The 17,216-nt window shown below is 58.3% G+C and carries 16 protein-coding genes; 11 read left to right on the forward strand and 5 right to left on the reverse strand.

Going from position 1 to position 17,216, the window contains the following annotated elements:
* Window positions 1-14: 14 nt before the first annotated feature.
* The 3 genes from WH299_RS16820 to WH299_RS16830 form a co-directional block, all read right to left on the reverse strand.
* On the reverse strand, window positions 15-1,433 hold the full coding sequence (locus WH299_RS16820) for an aminotransferase (protein ID WP_339550826.1): 1,419 nt from the start codon (window positions 1,431-1,433) through the stop codon (window positions 15-17).
* 25 nt (window positions 1,434-1,458) lie between these two features.
* Window positions 1,459-2,559 carry a polyamine ABC transporter substrate-binding protein gene (locus WH299_RS16825; protein WP_126571304.1) on the reverse strand — a complete coding sequence of 367 codons (1,101 nt, stop codon included), beginning with the start codon at window positions 2,557-2,559 and terminating at the stop codon, window positions 1,459-1,461.
* 97 nt (window positions 2,560-2,656) lie between these two features.
* Window positions 2,657-3,151 carry a DUF1543 domain-containing protein gene (locus WH299_RS16830; RefSeq protein WP_122728291.1) on the reverse strand — a complete coding sequence of 165 codons (495 nt, stop codon included), beginning with the start codon at window positions 3,149-3,151 and terminating at the stop codon, window positions 2,657-2,659.
* A 106-nt stretch (window positions 3,152-3,257) separates the two neighbouring features.
* Here WH299_RS16830 and WH299_RS16835 point away from each other — a divergent pair, with 106 nt between their 5' ends.
* On the forward strand, window positions 3,258-4,079 hold the full coding sequence (locus tag WH299_RS16835; RefSeq protein WP_122684752.1) for an aldo/keto reductase: 822 nt from the start codon (window positions 3,258-3,260) through the stop codon (window positions 4,077-4,079).
* Between the two features lie 52 nt (window positions 4,080-4,131).
* Here the strand turns inward: WH299_RS16835 and WH299_RS16840 are convergent, their stop codons facing one another.
* Complete coding sequence (locus tag WH299_RS16840; RefSeq protein ID WP_339550827.1) at window positions 4,132-4,647, reverse strand: Hcp family type VI secretion system effector; 516 nt, start codon at window positions 4,645-4,647, stop codon at window positions 4,132-4,134.
* A 477-nt stretch (window positions 4,648-5,124) separates the two neighbouring features.
* Here WH299_RS16840 and tssA point away from each other — a divergent pair, with 477 nt between their 5' ends.
* Genes tssA through WH299_RS16875 form a run of 7 tightly spaced genes read left to right on the forward strand, consistent with a single transcriptional unit; the run spans window position 5,125 to window position 14,317 of the window.
* Window positions 5,125-6,678, forward strand: coding sequence for a type VI secretion system protein TssA (gene tssA / locus WH299_RS16845; RefSeq protein ID WP_339550829.1), 1,554 nt, complete (start codon window positions 5,125-5,127; stop codon window positions 6,676-6,678).
* Window positions 6,679-6,709: 31 nt separating this feature from the next.
* The gene (tssB, locus tag WH299_RS16850; RefSeq protein ID WP_123476869.1) at window positions 6,710-7,207 is read left to right on the forward strand and encodes a type VI secretion system contractile sheath small subunit; all 498 of its coding nucleotides are present in this window, start codon (window positions 6,710-6,712) and stop codon (window positions 7,205-7,207) included.
* 28 nt (window positions 7,208-7,235) lie between these two features.
* On the forward strand, window positions 7,236-8,711 hold the full coding sequence (gene tssC / locus WH299_RS16855) for a type VI secretion system contractile sheath large subunit (RefSeq protein WP_339550830.1): 1,476 nt from the start codon (window positions 7,236-7,238) through the stop codon (window positions 8,709-8,711).
* A 14-nt stretch (window positions 8,712-8,725) separates the two neighbouring features.
* Window positions 8,726-9,124, forward strand: coding sequence for a type VI secretion system baseplate subunit TssE (gene tssE, locus WH299_RS16860; RefSeq protein ID WP_122684756.1), 399 nt, complete (start codon window positions 8,726-8,728; stop codon window positions 9,122-9,124).
* Complete coding sequence (gene tssF, locus WH299_RS16865) at window positions 9,114-10,901, forward strand: type VI secretion system baseplate subunit TssF (protein WP_339550831.1); 1,788 nt, start codon at window positions 9,114-9,116, stop codon at window positions 10,899-10,901. Before tssE ends, tssF begins: the two co-directional genes overlap by 11 nt.
* A complete protein-coding gene (tssG, locus tag WH299_RS16870; RefSeq protein ID WP_126571308.1) occupies window positions 10,865-11,878 on the forward strand; it encodes a type VI secretion system baseplate subunit TssG in 1,014 nt (337 codons plus the stop codon). The genes tssF and tssG overlap by 37 nt, the downstream gene beginning before the upstream one ends.
* Before the next feature lie 6 nt (window positions 11,879-11,884).
* Window positions 11,885-14,317, forward strand: coding sequence for an AAA family ATPase (locus tag WH299_RS16875; protein WP_339550833.1), 2,433 nt, complete (start codon window positions 11,885-11,887; stop codon window positions 14,315-14,317).
* Window positions 14,318-14,370: 53 nt separating this feature from the next.
* On the opposite strand, the gene WH299_RS16880 is transcribed toward WH299_RS16875, so the two are convergent.
* The gene (locus WH299_RS16880) at window positions 14,371-14,592 is read right to left on the reverse strand and encodes a hypothetical protein (RefSeq protein WP_256656647.1); all 222 of its coding nucleotides are present in this window, start codon (window positions 14,590-14,592) and stop codon (window positions 14,371-14,373) included.
* Here WH299_RS16880 and WH299_RS16885 point away from each other — a divergent pair.
* From WH299_RS16885 to tagH, 3 genes are read left to right on the forward strand one after another with little or no spacing between them, the layout of a single operon-like run.
* The gene (locus WH299_RS16885) at window positions 14,584-15,846 is read left to right on the forward strand and encodes a sigma-54 interaction domain-containing protein (protein WP_339550841.1); all 1,263 of its coding nucleotides are present in this window, start codon (window positions 14,584-14,586) and stop codon (window positions 15,844-15,846) included. The genes WH299_RS16880 and WH299_RS16885 overlap by 9 nt on opposite strands.
* 42 nt (window positions 15,847-15,888) lie before the next feature.
* Window positions 15,889-16,020, forward strand: a complete 132-nt coding sequence (locus WH299_RS16890; RefSeq protein WP_028616507.1) for a hypothetical protein — start codon at window positions 15,889-15,891, stop codon at window positions 16,018-16,020.
* A 16-nt stretch (window positions 16,021-16,036) separates the two neighbouring features.
* Entirely contained in the window at window positions 16,037-17,209 is a 1,173-nt protein-coding gene (gene tagH / locus WH299_RS16895; RefSeq protein WP_339550842.1) for a type VI secretion system-associated FHA domain protein TagH, read from the forward strand.
* Window positions 17,210-17,216: the final 7 nt, after the last annotated feature.

Here is a 17,216-nt window from a genome sequence, read left to right on the forward strand (position 1 = left end):
CTCGGCGTTGTGGCTCATCGTCCCTGGTAGTCGCCGCTCTGGCGAAGTTCGGCCGCAGTGTCGAGAATGCACTGGCGCAGGGTTTCGACCACCTCGTCCACTTGCGCGTGGGTGATGATCAGCGGCGGCGACATCACGTTCAAATGCCCGATAGGGCGTACCAGCAAACCTTTTGCCTGGGCCCGTAGGTGGATGAGTTCGCCAATGTTCACCGCATCCGGCAACAGTGCCTTGGTGTGTTTATCGGCGACAAACTCAATACAGGCCATCAGGCGCTGACAGCGAATATCGCCTACCAGCGGCAGTCCGGCCAGGGTTTGCAGGCGCTGCTCCAGGTAGGTGCCCACATCCTCGACATGGGCCAGCAGGTTCTCCCGCTCAATGATCTCGATGTTCTTCAGCGCTGCCACGCAACTGACAGGATGGCCACTGTAAGTGAACCCATGGGTGAAGCAGCGGCCCTTGCCCGGCTCGCCGATCACCTGCCAGATCTGCTCCGAAAAAATGCACGCACCCAACGGCAGATAGCCGGAAGTCAGGCCCTTGGCGGTAGTGATGATGTCCGGCTGCATGCCAAAGACGTCCTTGGAAGCAAAAAATGCGCCCAGGCGTCCGAATGAGGTGACCACTTCATCGGCGACATACAGCAGGTCGTAGCGTTGGCAGATTTGCCACATCCGCTGGTGGTAGCCCTCGGGTGGAATGATCACGCCACCGGAGCCCATGATTGGTTCGGCAAAGAACGCGGCCACGTTGTCCGGGCCGAGGGTCAGGATCTTGTCTTCGAACTCATTCACCAGGAAGTCGAGAAAGTCCGCTTCGCTCATCCCTTCCGGAGCCCGGTAGTAATTGGGGCAGGAGATGTGGTGAAACAGGTCGCTCATGAAATCGAATTCCGGCGCCCGGTCCGCGGCCTTGTTGCCGATGGACATCGTCAGGAACGTCGAGCCGTGATAGGCACTGAAGCGCGAGATGATGTGTTTCTTGGCCGGTTTGCCACGGCTGTTCTGGTAGAACTGCACCAGTCGATACGCCGTATCCACCGCTGTGGACCCTCCAGTCGTCAGGAACACATGATTAAGATCGCCTGGGGCCAGGTTTGCCAACTTGGCGCACAGTTTGATGGCTGTCACGTTGGCCATGTCGCAAAACGGGTTGGAGTAGGCCAGTTGGCGCACCTGGTTGGCGATGGCGTCGGCCATTTCCTCGCGGCCGAGGCCAATATTCGTACACCACATGCCGCCCACCGCGTCCAGGTAGCGATTGCCGTGGGTGTCATAGATATAAGCGCCATCTCCTGCGGCGATATTCAATGAGCCCTGTTCACGGTGTTCGTCGAACATATGAAAACCGTGCATGTAGTGGGCTTTGTCGGCAGCGTCCAGTTGCTTGTGGTTGAACTGGGTGAAGAATTCAGGATTGGGCAGAGTCATGGCGTTTACCTTCAAAGGCTGGGAGTCATTTGCCGGTCTTGACGGCGTTCCACGTACGGGTGATCAGGCGCACGGCGGCCGGCGGCTGGCTTTGCTGGGTGAACAGGCGTTGCATCGTCTCCGGGTCCGGGTAGATAGCCGGGTTGTCGCGGATATCGGCGTTGACCAGCGGCTTGGACGCCAGGTTGCTGTTGGCGTAGTGGATGGTGTTGCTGACGCCGGCGATGGTGCCGGGTTGCAGGAGAAATTCGATGAACTTATGGGCATTGGCGACATGGGGGGCGTCGATGGGAATGTAGAAGTTGTCGAACCAGATCAGCGAGCCTTCTTTGGGAATAAAGTAGTCCAGCTTGATAGTGGCGCCGGCTTCCGTCGCCCGTGCCTGAGAGGTGGCGTAGTCGCCTGACCACGTGGTTGCCAGGCACAGGTCACCATTGGCCAGGCCATTGATGAAACCGCTGGAGTCGAATTTGCGAATGTACGGCCGTACGGCCATCAGCACGTCCTGAGCAGCCTTCAAGTCTTTTGGCGCGACGCTGTTGGGGTCCAGACCAAGGTAGGTCAGGGCCAGGGGAATCATGTCGGTGGGGGAGTCCATGAAGGTGATGCCGCAGTCGGCAAATTTCGACACGATTTTGGGATCGAAGATCATAGCCAGGGAGCCGAGCGGGGCGTTCGGCATACGCGCCCTGATCATGTCGACGTTGTAGGTCACACCATTGCTGCCCCAGGTGTAGGGCGCGGAATAGGTGACGCCAGGGTCGTGGGCTTGCAGGCTTTTCAGCACCAAAGGGTCAAGGTTCTTCCAGTCGGGTAACTGGGACTTGTCCAGTGGCTGGAAGACTCCGCCCTTGATCAGCAACGGCACCAGGGAGGCGTTGAGGAGGGCCAGGTCATATCCGGAATGCCCGGAAAGCAGCTTGCCCTGCACGGTTTCGTAGGAATCGTAAGTGTCGTAGATCACCTTGATACCCGTGGCTTTCTCGAAATCGGCCAGGGTGGTATCACCGATGTAGTCTGCCCAGTTGTAGATGCGCAAGGTATTGCCTGGGTCGTCGGCGGCCTGAGTCAAGGTGGAGGTGGCAAGCAGTACGGCGCTGAACAGAGCGATAAAGGCTTTACGCATGGGGGCCCACCTTGAGTTGTGCTTGTTATCAGGCTGAGGGACTGATTGCACTGTCAGGCAGATGGCCGGTGGGCGCCATACCCCGTTCGGGTAGGGTTCAGCTCAGGACGATGTAATCGTTCTGCTGGAGTATTGGCCGGTGCGTGCCCTGCACCAAGTGGATATAGCGACCGTCCACCAGGTCGATGGGCAGGCAGTCGTCGATGTCCAGCACTCCATCGGTGTGGGCTTGGGACCATTGGCGCCGCGTGTGTTGTTTGCCTTTGCTCATGGCCTCCTGTTTGCTACGGGCTACCACCAGCAGGTAGTGATGGGCTTCACCAAAGCTGTTGGCTTCGTAACCGCCCAGGTTGATGAAGTAGAGGTGAGGCGCGCCAGCCGCCGGGGCCAGATGGCTGAGTTCGACTCTCCAACCGTCCACGCCCTCTACTGCCATCCAAGAATCGATATGTACGCCCTTGGGGCTGCCGAACCAGTCGGCGCGTAGTTGCGGGTAGGCCGCTTCCAGCGTGTCCGCCACAGCGAACACCACATCGTGAACTTCAATTTTTGCCCGTGGGTGTTTGCCCCCGAGCATGACGACAAACAGCATTGCAGATTCTTCCTGGCGATTTGACAGAGGCTAACCTTACTTCGATTGAACCCTTTTGTCCGGTCAATGCCAGACTGTTAATCCGCGAACTCATCAGGAGGTTGTCATGCGTACCATTGATCTGGCGGGCGTTCCCGTCCCTGTTATCGGCCAGGGAACCTGGCGCATGGGCGAAAACCCCGACCAGCACCGCGCCGAAGTCGCCGCGCTGCAATTGGGTATTGACGAGGGTATGACCTTGATTGACACCGCCGAAATGTATGGCGAGGGCGGCGCTGAAAGCGTCGTTGGAGAAGCGATTCGAGGCAGGCGCGACCAGGTGTTTCTGGTGAGCAAGGTCTACCCGCACAATGCCAGCCACAAGGGCGTGCCCCGCGCCTGTGAAGCCAGTCTCCAGCGCCTGGGCACGGACTATATAGATCTTTATCTGTTGCACTGGCGTGGTCAGCACCCCCTTGAGGAAACTGTCGAAGCGTTTGAACGCCTGCGCGAAGCCGGAAAAATCGGCCGCTGGGGCGTCTCCAATTTCGATGTGGCCGACCTGCAGGAACTCGCATCCCCGGCCTGCGCTACCAATCAGGTGCTCTACAACATCGATGAGCGCGGCATCGAATTCGACCTGCTGCCCTGGTGGCAACAGCACCACTTGCCCTTGATGGCGTACTGCCCGATCGCCCAGGGCGGTGAGCTGTTGTCCAGCCCGACCCTCAAGCAGATCGCCCGTCGCCATGAGGTCACACCTGCGCAGGTCGCCCTGGCCTGGGTGTTGCGCCATGACGGCGTGATCGCAATTCCCAAAGCCGTCACGCCGGAGCATGTGCGACTCAACGCAGCCGCCGCCAAATTGGTGCTGGATGAGCACGACCTCGACGCGATTGATCGCGTGTTTGGCGCACCTAAGCGCAAGCACCCTTTGGCGATGGTTTAGCCAACCGTCAGGAGCGGCGCCTTCCTTGGCACCGTTCCCGGGCTAATCCGGGTTAACCGGCAACCGGGCTGCGCCAGTCATCGGACCCGGAAGTGCCAGACACTTCGTGGGTCCACACGATCTTGCGGTAGGTGAAGTACACATCCTCCAGATGGGTGAAGTGGGCGTTGTCCGGGTCCTGGCAGTTGGGCGTGCGTGATTGGATGTCCACGATGGTGGCGCCTTCCAGTTCAATCGTGAAGTAGTGCTCCTGTGTGCCGGCCGACGAGGTGCGCAGCCATTCCAGCCGGCACTTGACCTCTTCGCCGCTGGTCAATGCACTGAACAGCAATGGTGAGGACTTATCGAAGACTTTGCTGATCATCAAGGGCTTATGCACCCTCTGGCCCGTTGGTTGGCCGGATTGAGGGTCGCGCGGAATGATCACCTGATGAGAAAAGGCCTGGACCAGGATCTGGTCCTCATGGCCTTCCTGATAAATGTTACCTACCGAGTCCTGGGTAAACGTGCCTGCCGTGATCAAACCTTGTTTGACGCCGGTGACGGAGAGATACGCGGGTGTTGGCATGACGGGTTTCCTTGTCTGATTGAAGGGGTAGTCCCACCGATAAATGCAGCGGCTGGGACTTTGCCTAGTACAAGAAGCGTGCCTGAAAGTGTGTGGGGTAATGATTGTTAGGGTTAGGCTGTATATAAGTTAGGGTTGTTGAACAGTCAGGGTGTGTTTGGCTGGTTTAAATTGGTTTTTCTTGCGCATCACTGCGCACTTAGTTGCTCAGTCGAGACTTTATTTGAATGGCTGGCGTGTAACGTCAATCCGAGCGAGCGGGCATGAATGAGTGCGCAAAATGCTGCGCAGTGGCTGATTTAAGGGGTTTGTAGGAAAAGGATTAACTATTATTTCGTCGCTTGCTGAATGTTTTAGCCGTAGCTAAGGTTCTGGAGCTTTGCAGGGATTCCTGCAAGGTTCAGATGGCTTTCTGCTGCGCACTTTACGCGTGGTTAGTTGGCTGATCCTGTCTTGGTTAGTTGCGCCTGGTGTGAAATGTCTTATTCGGACACGCTGTGTGATCATTATCTTGAAGTTGCAAGGTCGCCCTGTGCGCAATCGAGTTTTGCGGGCAGCGATATGCGCTTTTCGAGTGAATATGAATGCCTGGAATCCGAGTTGGCAAAGGCGCAATCGATTCATGGCAGCAGCCAGCCCGATTGGCGCAAGGTCCTGGAAACCAGCGAGCTAATGTTGCGACATCGGTCCAAGGATCTGCGCTCGGCCGTCTGGCTGACCTGGGCGTTGCACCAGTGCGAGTCCTATACAGGCCTGCTAGCCGGGCTCGGATTGCTGCGTTATCTCTGCGAGCACCATTGGTCGGTGGTCTACCCCGAAAAAATGCGTACTCGCGGTGCGGCATTCGCTTGGTTGGTACTGCGTCTCGAGCCTCTTTTTACGCAAGGCCTGCCCCTGCAGAGCCAGCAGCCCTTGTTTCGTGCAGTACTTGAACAACTGGTTTGCCTCGATGAGGTATGGACCAGGCACTTGGGAGACGAGGCGCCTTTGCTGCTGCCGATCCGCAGGCAATTGGCTCAGCGGCTGGAGCTGGCTGTTCAGGACCATGCTCCGGCGGCGGGCATGAGCGGTGTCATAGCGCAGGTCAGGCACGCGACCAGCCAATTACTCAAACCTGAAGCGGTCGTGGACAACGAAAAAGACGCCAACAAGTTGCTACGCACTCTGCAGGAGCAGGCCCGTTCCTTGTGTGCCTGGTGGTTGCGCCAGAACGCCACCGATCTGCGTGCCTTGCGCCTCAACCGAACGTTGAACTGGCTGGTACTGAGCGGGTATCCGGATGCCGACAGCGAACGGATTACCGCCTTGCGCGGGCCTGCGCCTGACAAGCTCAAACGTTGTCAGGAGCGTTTTGCTCAGGGGTATTACGCCGACCTGATACTGGAACTCGAAACCAGTCTCGCCGGCGCGATGTTCTGGTTCGACGGACTGCATATGCTCTGGCAATGCCTGGAAGCCTTGCAGGCGGAACAGGCCATGACTGAGTTGGAAGTGACCTTCGCCTTGCTGCTGCAACGTCTGCCGGACCTGCCGTCGTTCTGTTTTCACGACGGCGTTCCTTTTGCCGATGCCGCCAGCCGTGACTGGATCACGCTGCAGGTCCGCCGTCGTCTGCAAATACCCGAACCAGCCGCAGTGATGATTGATGCCGAAGCCGAGCCTTGGGAGATCGCCTTGCAGGCAGTGGCACCCCGGTTGCGAAAGGACGGGCTCAAAGCCGCAATCCATGAACTCAAAAAAGGCATGTACGCCGCTCGCAGCGAGCGCGCGCGATTTCATTGGCGGCTTGCCCAGGCGAGGCTGTGTGTACAAGCCGGCAAGCACGAACTGGCGAAGATCCAGCTCGAACATCTGGACCACGAACTGCAACACACAGGTCTTGAACGTTGGGAGCCGGAACTGGCCCTTCAGGTAACCCAGCTTCTGTATCGCTGCTGTGACCTGTTGCCACAAAACCACGCCGTGCTCGAGCGCAAGGAAGACACCCACCGCAGGCTGTGCCTCTTCGATCTGGAAGCGGTACTTGAATAGGCTTTCGAGCCACTGAGTAAGGAGAAACACCATGGCCAAAGAAGGTTCGGTCGCCCCCAAGGAACGTATCAACATCACTTTCAAGCCCGCCTTGGGCGGTGCGCAGGAAGAAGTCGAACTGCCGTTGAAACTGTTGGTGCTGGGCGATTTCACCCAGCGTGAAGATGTGCGCAAGCTCGAAGATCGAAAGCCTATTGCGATCGACAAGAACACCCTGGATGACGTGTTGGCCAAACAGGCGTTGAGCCTGACGCTGAGCGTGCCTAACCGTCTGCAGGAGGATGCAGGTGTTGAGGAATTGGCCATTCAGGTACGCATTAATTCCATGAAGGATTTCAATCCGGCGAACCTGGTAGAGCAGGTTCCCGAACTGCAAAAGCTGATGGCGTTGCGCGAGGCGCTCATGGCGCTCAAAGGACCATTGGGCAACACGCCGAGCTTTCGCAAAGCTATCGAACAGGCCCTTGCCGATGACGATTCCCGTGCTCGGGTATTGGCTGAGCTGGGACTGGATACACCTGACGCCTGACATTTTTCAGTAAAAGGACACTGAGCTCATGACGACACAACAGCACTCACTGCCTGCACAAACCGCTGATCAATACAGCATTCTCGATAACATCGTTGCCCAGACTCTGCTGAGTGCGGACGACGAGGCCTATGGTATTGCCAAGCGTGGTGTTTCGGCGTTCATCGAAGAGCTGGTCAAACCGCAGAACCGAGGCGAGCCCGTCAAGAAAAGGCTGGTCGACCGGATGATTGCCGAGATCGACACGAAGCTTAGTCTTCAGATGGATGAGATCCTGCACCACTCGGATTTCCAGGCCTTGGAAGCTTCCTGGAAAGGCCTGCAGTTGTTGGTTGATCGCACCAACTTCCGCGAGAACATCAAGATCGAACTGCTGAACGTCTCTCGGCAAGATCTGCTGGAAGATTTCGAGGACTCACCTGAAGTGATCCAGTCCGGGCTGTACAAACATATCTACAGTGCGGAATACGGTCAGTTTGGTGGTCAGCCGGTGGGCGCAATTATCGCCAATTACTTTCTGTCTCCCAGCGCCCCCGACGTGAAGTTGATGCAGTACGCTTCCAGTGTGGCCTGCATGGCCCATGCGCCTTTTATCGCCGCTGCCGGCCCTGCGTTCTTCGGGTTGGAAAGTTTCACCGGTCTGCCGGATCTCAAAGACCTGAAGGACCATTTCGAAGGCCCTCAATTCGCCAAATGGCAAAGTTTTCGCCAAAGCGAAGATTCACGCTATATCGGCTTGACCGTGCCGCGTTTCCTGCTTCGTACGCCCTACGATCCCCTTGAATGCCCGGTCAAGACCTTTGCCTACCAGGAAAATGTGGTCAACAGCCACGAACACTACCTGTGGGGCAATACGGCCTACGCTTTTGCCACACGCCTGACCGATAGTTTCGCGCGGTTTCGCTGGTGCCCGAACATCATCGGCCCGCAAAGCGGTGGTGCGGTGGAAGACTTGCCGTTGCATCACTTCCATAGCATGGGTGAAATCGAAACCAAGATTCCGACTGAAGTCTTGGTTTCCGATCGCCGGGAATACGAACTGGCGCAAGAGGGATTCATTGCCCTGACGATGCGAAAGGGCAGCGACAACGCAGCGTTTTTTTCCGCCAGTTCGGTCCAGAAGCCGAAACACTTTGGTCTCAGTCCCGAAGGCAAGCAGGCTGAGCTGAATTACCGTCTGGGAACCCAACTGCCCTACATGATGGTAGTGAATCGCCTCGCCCACTATCTCAAGGTCCTGCAGCGTGAGCAATTGGGGTCGTGGAAGGAGCGCACCGACCTGGAGCTGGAACTCAACAAGTGGATTCGACAGTACGTCGCCGATCAGGAAAACCCCAGCGCCGAAGTGCGTGGGCGGCGCCCCTTGCGTGCGGCCCGCATCGTTGTCAGTGATGTCGACGGCGAGCCCGGCTGGTATCGAGTCAACCTGAGTGTGCGCCCGCACTTCAAGTATATGGGGGCGGATTTCACATTGTCCCTGGTCGGCAAGCTCGACAAAGAATGAGCAGAGGCCAGGTCATGCCCAACCACCAGAGTCTTTTCCAGCGCCTTGAGCGCCCGGCTACTCCCGCAAGTGCCGTGACGTCCGTCGCGATCCACCTGGGAAAAATGCTCAGCATCCGTGCGGGCAGTGTGCAGACGCTGCCCGATTACGGCTTGCCCGACCTCAATGACATGAACCAGAGCCTGCATGAGTCATTGTCTCAGTCACGCTTGTTGATCGAGCGATTCATCCGCGCCTACGAGCCGCGCTTGAAGGATGTGCGGGTCAAGACGTTGCCGAGGGACCACGACCCACTGGCCCTGGCCTTCGCCATTGAAGCTACTTTGATGATCAAGGGCACCCAGCGCCCCGTGGTGTTCACCGCTCGGCTATGCGATTCCGGTCGGGTAGAGGTCTTGCCGGATGTCGTTTAATCGTTATTACCAAAGCGAGCTCAGTGCGTTGCGCCAGCTCGGTCGTCAGTTCTCCGAGCGCAATCCTGCGCTTGCTCCCTTTCTCGCAGAGTCGGGTCAAGATCCGGATGTAGAGCGACTGCTGGAAGGCTTTGCGTTTCTCACGGGGCGCTTGCGCCAGAAGCTCGATGACGAGCTTCCAGAACTGACACATTCGCTGATGCATTTGCTCTGGCCCAACTACATGCGCCCGATGCCCGCGTTCAGCATGCTGCAATTTGATCCGTTGAAACACTCCGGTCCGGACGTGTGGGTGGCGAGGGACACGCCGGTCGAAAGCGCCGCAGTCAATGGCGAGCGGTGCCGTTTTCGGACCTGCTATGCCACGCAGGTTCTACCGCTGCAACTGAGCGCGTTGGAGTACGGCACCCAGGCAGGGCGGGGGAAGTTGAGCCTGCGTCTGGACATGAGCGCCGAAGGTAATTTCAGTGAATGGACCTTCACTCAGTTGCGCCTGCATCTCGCCGGAGATCGCTACATCAGCCAGGAGCTGTACCTGAGCCTGCTGCGTCATCTTGACGGTATCGAGTTGCTACCTTTGGGCCACGATGGCCTGCCGGTCAACGGGGCTAATGGCCAGGCGTTATCACTGCGGCTGGGCGCCGACCAGGTCCAGCCGGTGGGTTTCAGCGAGGAACAGGCGTTGATCCCGTATCCGCAAAATACCTTTCCAGGGTATCGCCACCTGCAGGAGTATTTTGCCTTTCCTGACAAGTACCTGTTTGTCGATGTAGGGGGCTTGGGCGTGCTGCAGGAATTACCTGGCGAATTGCTCAAGCAGGTGCGTGGGGTGATGTTGCGCTTCGAGTTGCGCACGCCATGGCGTGAGTCCCAGCAGCCCACCCTGGAGAACGTCAAACTGTACTGCACCCCTATCGTGAACCTGTTCAAGCATGATGCGGTGCCCATCCGGCTGGACGGCAAGCAGGATGAGTATCTGCTCGTCCCTGGCGAATACTCACGGGAAAACGCGAGTGTATTTTCCGTCGACAGTGTCACAGGGTGGCAACCGGGTGGGCGTGGATACAAGGCTTACGTGCCCTTCGAATCCTTCGAACATGGTGGCGACACCGACCAGGCGGATAGCCCGGCGAGTTATAGCATTCGTCAACGGCCATCGGCACAGCATGCAGGGCTTGAAACCTGGCTTGCGTTTGGTAACGGTCCTGAGTCAGAGCAGCAAACACTGTCGATCGAGTTGACGTGTACCAATCACAACCTGCCTCGGCTGTTGCAGCTTGGGGACATAAACCTGCCCTGCGAACAGACGCCAGAGGGGTTGTCGTTTCGGAACATCTGCGCGCCAACGGCAAGTTTCCCGCCACCCCTGGATCAGGATTTTCTCTGGCGATTGATTAGCAACCTGTCGCTCAACTATCTGTCGTTGAGCGACATCAACGCCTTGAAGGTGATCCTTCAAACCTATGACTTACCGCGCTACCACGATCGGCAAGCGCAGAAGGTCAGTGAGAGGAAGCTGGGCGCAATGCGATCCGTCAGTCATACGGCGGTCGACCGATTGCAACGGGGCTTGCCGTTTCGGGGGATACGAATTGATCTGAGCATCGACCCCCAAGGCTTTCTGGGGCATGGCGAAGTGTTCGTCTTCGCGTCGGTACTCAACGAATTCTTCGCGCTTTACGCCAGTCTCAACGCTTACCACGAACTACGAGTCATCAGTACACAAGGAGACGTGTACCTATGGCCACCACGGATGGGGCAGCAGCCCCTGCTTTGACGCGACTGTCCCGGGGCATCCGCGAGTATTCGCTGTTCCAGGCGGTTTTGCAGGTGATCAACCGCTTGCGCGAAGCCCATCCCCTGTCGGATGACGACGCGTTGTATGACTTGTTGGAGTTTCAAGCCAATCCAGGTCTTGGCTTTCCCGGTCACGATATTGACCGGGTGGAGTTTTTCAGTGAGCACGGGCAGTTGCGTGCGCGTCTTCGCCTCAACCTTTTGGGCTTGTGTGGCGCGGGGTCGCCCTTGCCGGCGTTTTATGGCGAGCAAGCGTGTGCCGACGGAGTGGGTGGCAGTACTACGCGAGAATTTCTGGACGTGTTTCATCACCGTTTGCAACGACTGATGCTACCCATCTGGCGCAAGTACCGTTACCGGGCGCGGTTCCAGGCAGGCGCGCGTGACACGTTATCCGAGCAGATGTTTGCGTTGATCGGCCTGAGCGGCCAGCAGATTCGCAGTGTCGCGCAATTGAACTGCAAGCGGCTGTTGCCTTACTTGGGGTTACTTAGCCTGCGGGCGCATTCGGCAGCCTTGATCGAGACGGTGTTGCGTTACTACTTCAAACACCCCCGCTTGTTCATTGAGCAGTGGGTACTGCGCACGGTTGCAATCGCTGACGCACAGCGAAATCGGCTCGGCACCGCGAATAGCGTACTTGGCCGTGACCAGGTATTGGGCAGTCGGGTTGCCGACTGTAGTGGCAAGTTCAGGGTGCATCTGCAGGGCCTGGGTTGGCAGCAATTCCATGGGTTTCTGCCCACTGGGCCCGACTACCCGCTGCTGTGTTCATTGGTGCGCCTCACATCTCGGGATCCATTGGACTATGACGTGCGGCTGGTGCTGGCCAAGGAAGAGATCCGACCGTTGCACATTGGTGAACACAACGTCTGTCGCCTCGGCTGGACCACGTGGCTGGCGCATGACTGCTCCGACGGGGTGGTCATGGTGCCGGGCAACGCTCATGAGGGATGAATCATTATGATAAATGTGGATCTGCAACAACTTATTCAGACATTGACCACCCAGGCCCGTCGGGATTTGGTGCGCGCTGCTGAACGTTGCGTAACGCGCGGCGGCAGAGAAGTACTGGTGGAAGACTTGTTGCTGGCCTTGCTGGAGCATCAAGACGGCCTTCTCGTACGGGCTATGGCAGATGCAGGCATTGAGGTGGGTGAGTTGCAAGCGGCACTGCAGCCCAAGGGGGAGGCGAGTGCATCACGCAACCCGGTGTTTGCCCAATCGCTTGTGCAATGGCTGCAGCAGGCCTTGGTGGTTGCCCATCTGGAACTGCGCCAGACCGAAGTCGATCACGGCGCGCTGTTGCTGGCACTGCTGCGTCACCCGCTGCACCATGCGGGGAGTGCCTATCAGGTTTTGTTGAACCGCTTGGATACGCAGCGTTTACTGGGCTTTGTGTCGAGTCAGTCGCCTGGCACGGATCCTTCGCCGACGAGCGAGTCATTGCTGGAACACTTCACTCACGACCTGACGCGCCAGGCGCTTGAAGGCCGTATCGATCCGGTGATGTGCCGCGAAGCTGAGATCGGCCAACTGATCGACATTCTCATGCGCCGGCGCAAAAACAACCCAATACTTGTCGGCGAAGCCGGGGTAGGCAAGACGGCCGTTGTCGAAGGCCTCGCGCTGCGCATTGCCACCGAGCAGGTGCCAGCCGCTCTAAAGGATGTGCGGGTGCTGACCCTGGATATGGGGCTACTCCAGGCTGGAGCCAGCATCAAGGGAGAATTTGAGCGGCGCCTCAAGGGCGTGATCGACGAGGTCAATGCCTCGGTCAAACCGGTGATCCTGTTTATCGATGAGGCGCATACGTTGGTCGGTGCGGGCGCTCCGGCGGGTGGGTCTGATGCGGCAAATCTGCTGAAACCGGCCTTGGCCCGTGGTGAATTGCGCACCATCGCTGCGACCACTTGGTCGGAATACAAGAAGTACTTCGAGAGAGATCCGGCGTTGGCACGGCGCTTTCAGCCTGTACTGGTTGGCGAGCCCAGTGTCGAGCAGGCGGTTTCGATCCTGCGCGGACTGGTCTCGGTATATGAGCGCAGCCATGGCGTTTACGTGCGGGACGATGCGGTTGTGGCGGCGGCGCAGATGAGTGCCCGTTATCTGAGCGGGCGCCAGTTGCCCGACAAGGCGGTGGATGTGTTGGACACCGCTTGCGCTCGCTTGCGTACCCGTAGGGAGGCGGCGCCCGAAGTGTTGCAACGCCTCTACGCGGAACAGGCGAAAGGCGTGCGGCAGCTTCAGGCAATAGGTCGTGACAGGGATGCAGGGTTTCCCGTGGATGAGCAAATATTGCACGGGTTGAACCTACGCATGGAGGAGATGGAAAGCGAGCGCCAGCTTCTGGAGCAGTGTTGGCAGGAGCAACAAACATCGGCGCAGCAGGTATGCCCGCACCTGGTGGCGGAGGTCATCAGTGGCTGGACCGGTATCCCGGTTGAACAGTTGGCATGTGAGCACAGTACACGGGTGCTGGGTTTTGCCGATGCTCTACGCGCGCGCATTCTTGGCCAGGAACAAGCGGTGCAGGCTCTGGACCGCAACCTGCGCGCCGTTGCAGCCGGGCTCAACAAGGCCGAGGCCCCGGTTGGTGTGTTCCTGCTGGTGGGCCCAAGTGGCGTGGGCAAGACCGAGACTGCGCTGGCCCTGGGCGATCTGTTGTATGGCGGTGAGCGTTTTGTCACCACCCTCAACATGTCGGAGTTCCAGGAAAAACACTCACTGTCTCGCTTGATTGGCGCACCGCCCGGTTATGTCGGTTTCGGCGAGGGCGGTGTGCTGACCGAAGCCGTACGTCAACGCCCGTATTCTGTGGTGTTGCTCGACGAGGTCGAGAAGGCCGACCCGGAAGTCTTGAACCTGTTCTATCAGATTTTCGACAAAGGCCTGGCCAATGATGGGGAAGGCCGGGAAATTGACTTTCGCAACACGCTGATCCTGATGACGTCCAACTTGGGCAGCGAGTGCATCGGTGAACTGTGCGCAGACGGCGCGCGACCTGAAGTGCAAGTGCTGCAAGAGGCGATCCGGCCGTTGCTGCGCGACCACTTCAAACCCGCATTGCTGGCTCGCATGCGCGTCGTGCCGTATTACCCGGTCACGGGTGAGGCTCTGCATGATTTGACAAGACTCAAGCTGGAACGCTTGGGTCAACGGTTGCATCTGCGCAAGCTGGCGTTCAGCTATACGCCCGAGTTGGTTGCACACATGGCCAAGCGTTGCGCCCACAGCGATAGCGGCGCTCGCTACCTTGACCAATGGATCGAACTGCATTTGTTGCCGCAGGTGGTGGATCGCTTGCTGGCGGCGATGGCTCAAGACGAACCCTTTGCGCATGTGCATGCGTACCTGACGGAGAATGGTTCTCCCCTCTGTGAGTTCAGCCAATGAGGGAGAGCCGACCCACCCAGGAGCCCCAATCACAGGCATACCTCGACGCGTTGCTAGGCTGGTTCGTTCGCCTGGGTGCCGATGGCGACGAAATCACCTTGCCCGGGCTCTGTGTTGCGGCTGCGGCGCAGTTGAGCCAATGCGAACTCAGTCAGTGGTACTGGCGCGATGAGTCCACTGGCCGACTTGAACTGATTGCCCAGCATTTGTTCGGAGTGCTTTGTTCCGGCGATCCAGTCGGAACCAAGGACTTTCAGCATGAGCAGGTGTTGCACTATGTACTCAACCATAAAACGGCTCTTAGCCTGGAGGACCTCACCGGCAGCATGTACGAGTGCGGGTTTCTGCCAGCGCTGGAGACTCCCTGGGAAGCGCTGTCATGCGTGCCGTTGTTCAACCGCGACAAGGCCATCAACGGCGTGTTGCTGCTTGCCAGCCAATGCCGGAGAAATTTGCAGGACTACTCCCTCTCTTTGAGCCAACTGGGAAGTTTTGCCTTGACGCAGCGGGCTCTACTGAAGAGTCAGTGTTCCACAGGAAGTATCGCCCTTTTGAGTGACTGTAAACCGGCCCCTCGAGCGGAGTTTGGGCTGATCGGCAGCAGTACGGCGATGGATCAGACGTACCGCCTGATCGGTAAGGTCATGCAGACGCCTTACACCGTATTGCTGCGCGGCGAGACGGGGACAGGCAAAGAGGTGGTGGCACGGGCTATCCATTCTGCAGGTCCGCGCAAAAGCAAAGCGTTCGTGGTGCAAAACTGTGCGGCGTTTCCCGAAGGATTGCTGGAAAGCGAGTTGTTTGGCTATCGCAAAGGGGCTTTCACGGGAGCTGAACGCAACCATGTCGGGCTGTTTGACGCGGCGCATGGAGGCACGCTGCTCTTGGACGAAATCGGCGATATGCCGCTGTCGCTGCAGGCCAAGTTACTGCGGGTCCTGCAGGAAGGCGAAGTTCGCCCGCTGGGCGCTACTGCGGCACACAAGGTTGACGTGCGCATCATTGCTGCGACACATCGTGACCTCTGCGCGATGGTAGCCCAAGGCAGTTTTCGCGAAGACCTCTATTACAGGCTGGCGCAATTCCCCATCGAACTGCCGCCCTTGCGCGAGCGTGACGGCGATGTGTTGCTGTTGGCGCGGGATTTTTCGCAACAAGCTTCCATTGCACTTGGACGTGTGCCGGTGTCGTGGTCCAGCGCGGCCCTTGACCAACTGTCGGGCTACGCCTTCCCCGGCAATGTCCGTGAGCTCAAATGCCTGGTGGAGCGTGCGGTACTGCTCTGCGATGACGGGGTGATCCTGCCGGTGCATCTTTCCTTGCCTGCGCCACCAGCCAATGACTCCGTCGATGCGACGTTGCGCCAACGTCTGGAGCGGGTAGAGCGGGTGTTCCTGATCGATTGTCTGCACAAGAACCGTGGTAATCGCACCCGAACGGCGCGTGAGCTGGGCGTCGCCCGCCGCACGCTGCTCTATCGCCTGGCGCGCCTGAAGATTCCCGTTGGCGATGTCCGTGAGGAAGGCTGAATGGAAGAAGTGTGGGCACCTGATTTTCATGGGAGATACCTGATGTTTTTTCATCCGTGGCAAGCCCTGGTGCTTGTGCTGTGTTTGTTGAGCGGCTGTAACGCCAATTATGTCTTTGATGATGCCGACTACCGTCCGTTGGGTGACCCCCAGGCGACACGTCGTGGGCAGTGAGCAGGAGAGCTCTGCCATGCAATTAGTGTTTGAAGTCTGCAGTGGCGTGAATAATGAACCGCTGGCGCGCAAGGCGTTTGATGGTGTTGGCGGTGTGATCGGCCGTGGGACGGGTTGTGACTGGATCATCCCCGATCCCCATCGTCTGATCTCCAGTCATCACGCCTTGGTCAGTTATCGAGAAGGCCACTATTACCTGACGGATATCAGCAGCAACGGCATCAGTGTTTCAGGCAGCATGGAACGCCTGGACAAAGGGCAGGCGCGGTTGATCATCGAGGGTGAAGTATACCAACTGGGACGGTTGGAAATTCGTGCCCGGTTAGTGGCAAATGAACGGCGGTCGTTTGCTGGGGATGATGTGATTCCAGACGACGCGTTCCTCGGGCTTGACCCTGTTGACGCGCTGGATCGCGAGCAAATGCGTGTCAGCTCATCGGCAGAATTGGACGGCCTGGATACGTCAACGCAGGTGACTTTCCAATCGCACATTCAAGGGCCCGTGGATCGCGATCATCTGATCGTACCGACATGGGCTGAACCCGACAGGAAAGAGATACCTCCCGAACCCGCCATGGCCTTGCCTGCTGCCTCGGAAGTGTTCTGGCCGCAGTTCGCGCAAGCATTGGGTGTGCAAGTGGATACGCTTGATACGCCAGGTCGCGAAGCCCTCGCGATCAAGGTGGCAGGGCTGTTCAAACAAGTCATCGAAGGGCTGCAGCAAAACCTACGAACCCGTGATGAGCTGAACAGCGAGATCAACATTGCATTGACCCCCCCAGTGTCAAACATCCTCAACCCGCTGAAAGCTTGCGCCGACAGCCAGGCTGCCATGGCGTCACTGTTGGGTGCTGGAGCCCCGGGAGAGCTCGGTGCCGAGCAAGCCGTCGCCCAGGCCTGTCGAGACCTGCAAGTTCATCAAGTGGCCATGATCGTGGCTTGTCGGACCGCGGTGCGGGGTGCATTGGCAGCCTTTGCGCCTGGACATTTGTTGCTGTGCTTCGAGCGCGAGGGCAAGTCACCCAGGTTTTTCACCCAGGCCGCTTATTGGCGGGCATACCAACGCCACTATCGACGACTGGTTGACGAAGATCCCTTGGGCCATCAGTGGTCGCGCAATGATTTTTCCAGTGCCTATGAGGAGCAGGTACGCCTGGTTTCCGCCCTGAATGTGGGGTGCCCAGGATGATGTTCGC

Source organism: Pseudomonas sp. MYb541, assembly GCF_037479595.1.
Taxonomy (GTDB): domain Bacteria; phylum Pseudomonadota; class Gammaproteobacteria; order Pseudomonadales; family Pseudomonadaceae; genus Aquipseudomonas; species Aquipseudomonas canadensis.

Bases quoted from the DNA above. Each gene is read 5' to 3' on its own strand.
- WH299_RS16820 (WP_339550826.1), bottom strand. From the start codon at position 1,433: ATGACTCTGCCCAATCCTGAATTCTTCACCCAGTTCAACCACAAGCAA.
- WH299_RS16825 (WP_126571304.1), bottom strand. From the start codon at position 2,559: ATGCGTAAAGCCTTTATCGCTCTGTTCAGCGCCGTACTGCTTGCCACC.
- WH299_RS16830 (WP_122728291.1), bottom strand. From the start codon at position 3,151: ATGCTGTTTGTCGTCATGCTCGGGGGCAAACACCCACGGGCAAAAATT.
- WH299_RS16835 (WP_122684752.1), top strand. From the start codon at position 3,258: ATGCGTACCATTGATCTGGCGGGCGTTCCCGTCCCTGTTATCGGCCAG.
- WH299_RS16840 (WP_339550827.1), bottom strand. From the start codon at position 4,647: ATGCCAACACCCGCGTATCTCTCCGTCACCGGCGTCAAACAAGGTTTG.
- tssA (WP_339550829.1), top strand. From the start codon at position 5,125: ATGTCTTATTCGGACACGCTGTGTGATCATTATCTTGAAGTTGCAAGG.
- tssB (WP_123476869.1), top strand. From the start codon at position 6,710: ATGGCCAAAGAAGGTTCGGTCGCCCCCAAGGAACGTATCAACATCACT.
- tssC (WP_339550830.1), top strand. From the start codon at position 7,236: ATGACGACACAACAGCACTCACTGCCTGCACAAACCGCTGATCAATAC.
- tssE (WP_122684756.1), top strand. From the start codon at position 8,726: ATGCCCAACCACCAGAGTCTTTTCCAGCGCCTTGAGCGCCCGGCTACT.
- tssF (WP_339550831.1), top strand. From the start codon at position 9,114: ATGTCGTTTAATCGTTATTACCAAAGCGAGCTCAGTGCGTTGCGCCAG.
- tssG (WP_126571308.1), top strand. From the start codon at position 10,865: ATGGCCACCACGGATGGGGCAGCAGCCCCTGCTTTGACGCGACTGTCC.
- WH299_RS16875 (WP_339550833.1), top strand. From the start codon at position 11,885: ATGATAAATGTGGATCTGCAACAACTTATTCAGACATTGACCACCCAG.
- WH299_RS16890 (WP_028616507.1), top strand. From the start codon at position 15,889: ATGTTTTTTCATCCGTGGCAAGCCCTGGTGCTTGTGCTGTGTTTGTTG.
- tagH (WP_339550842.1), top strand. From the start codon at position 16,037: ATGCAATTAGTGTTTGAAGTCTGCAGTGGCGTGAATAATGAACCGCTG.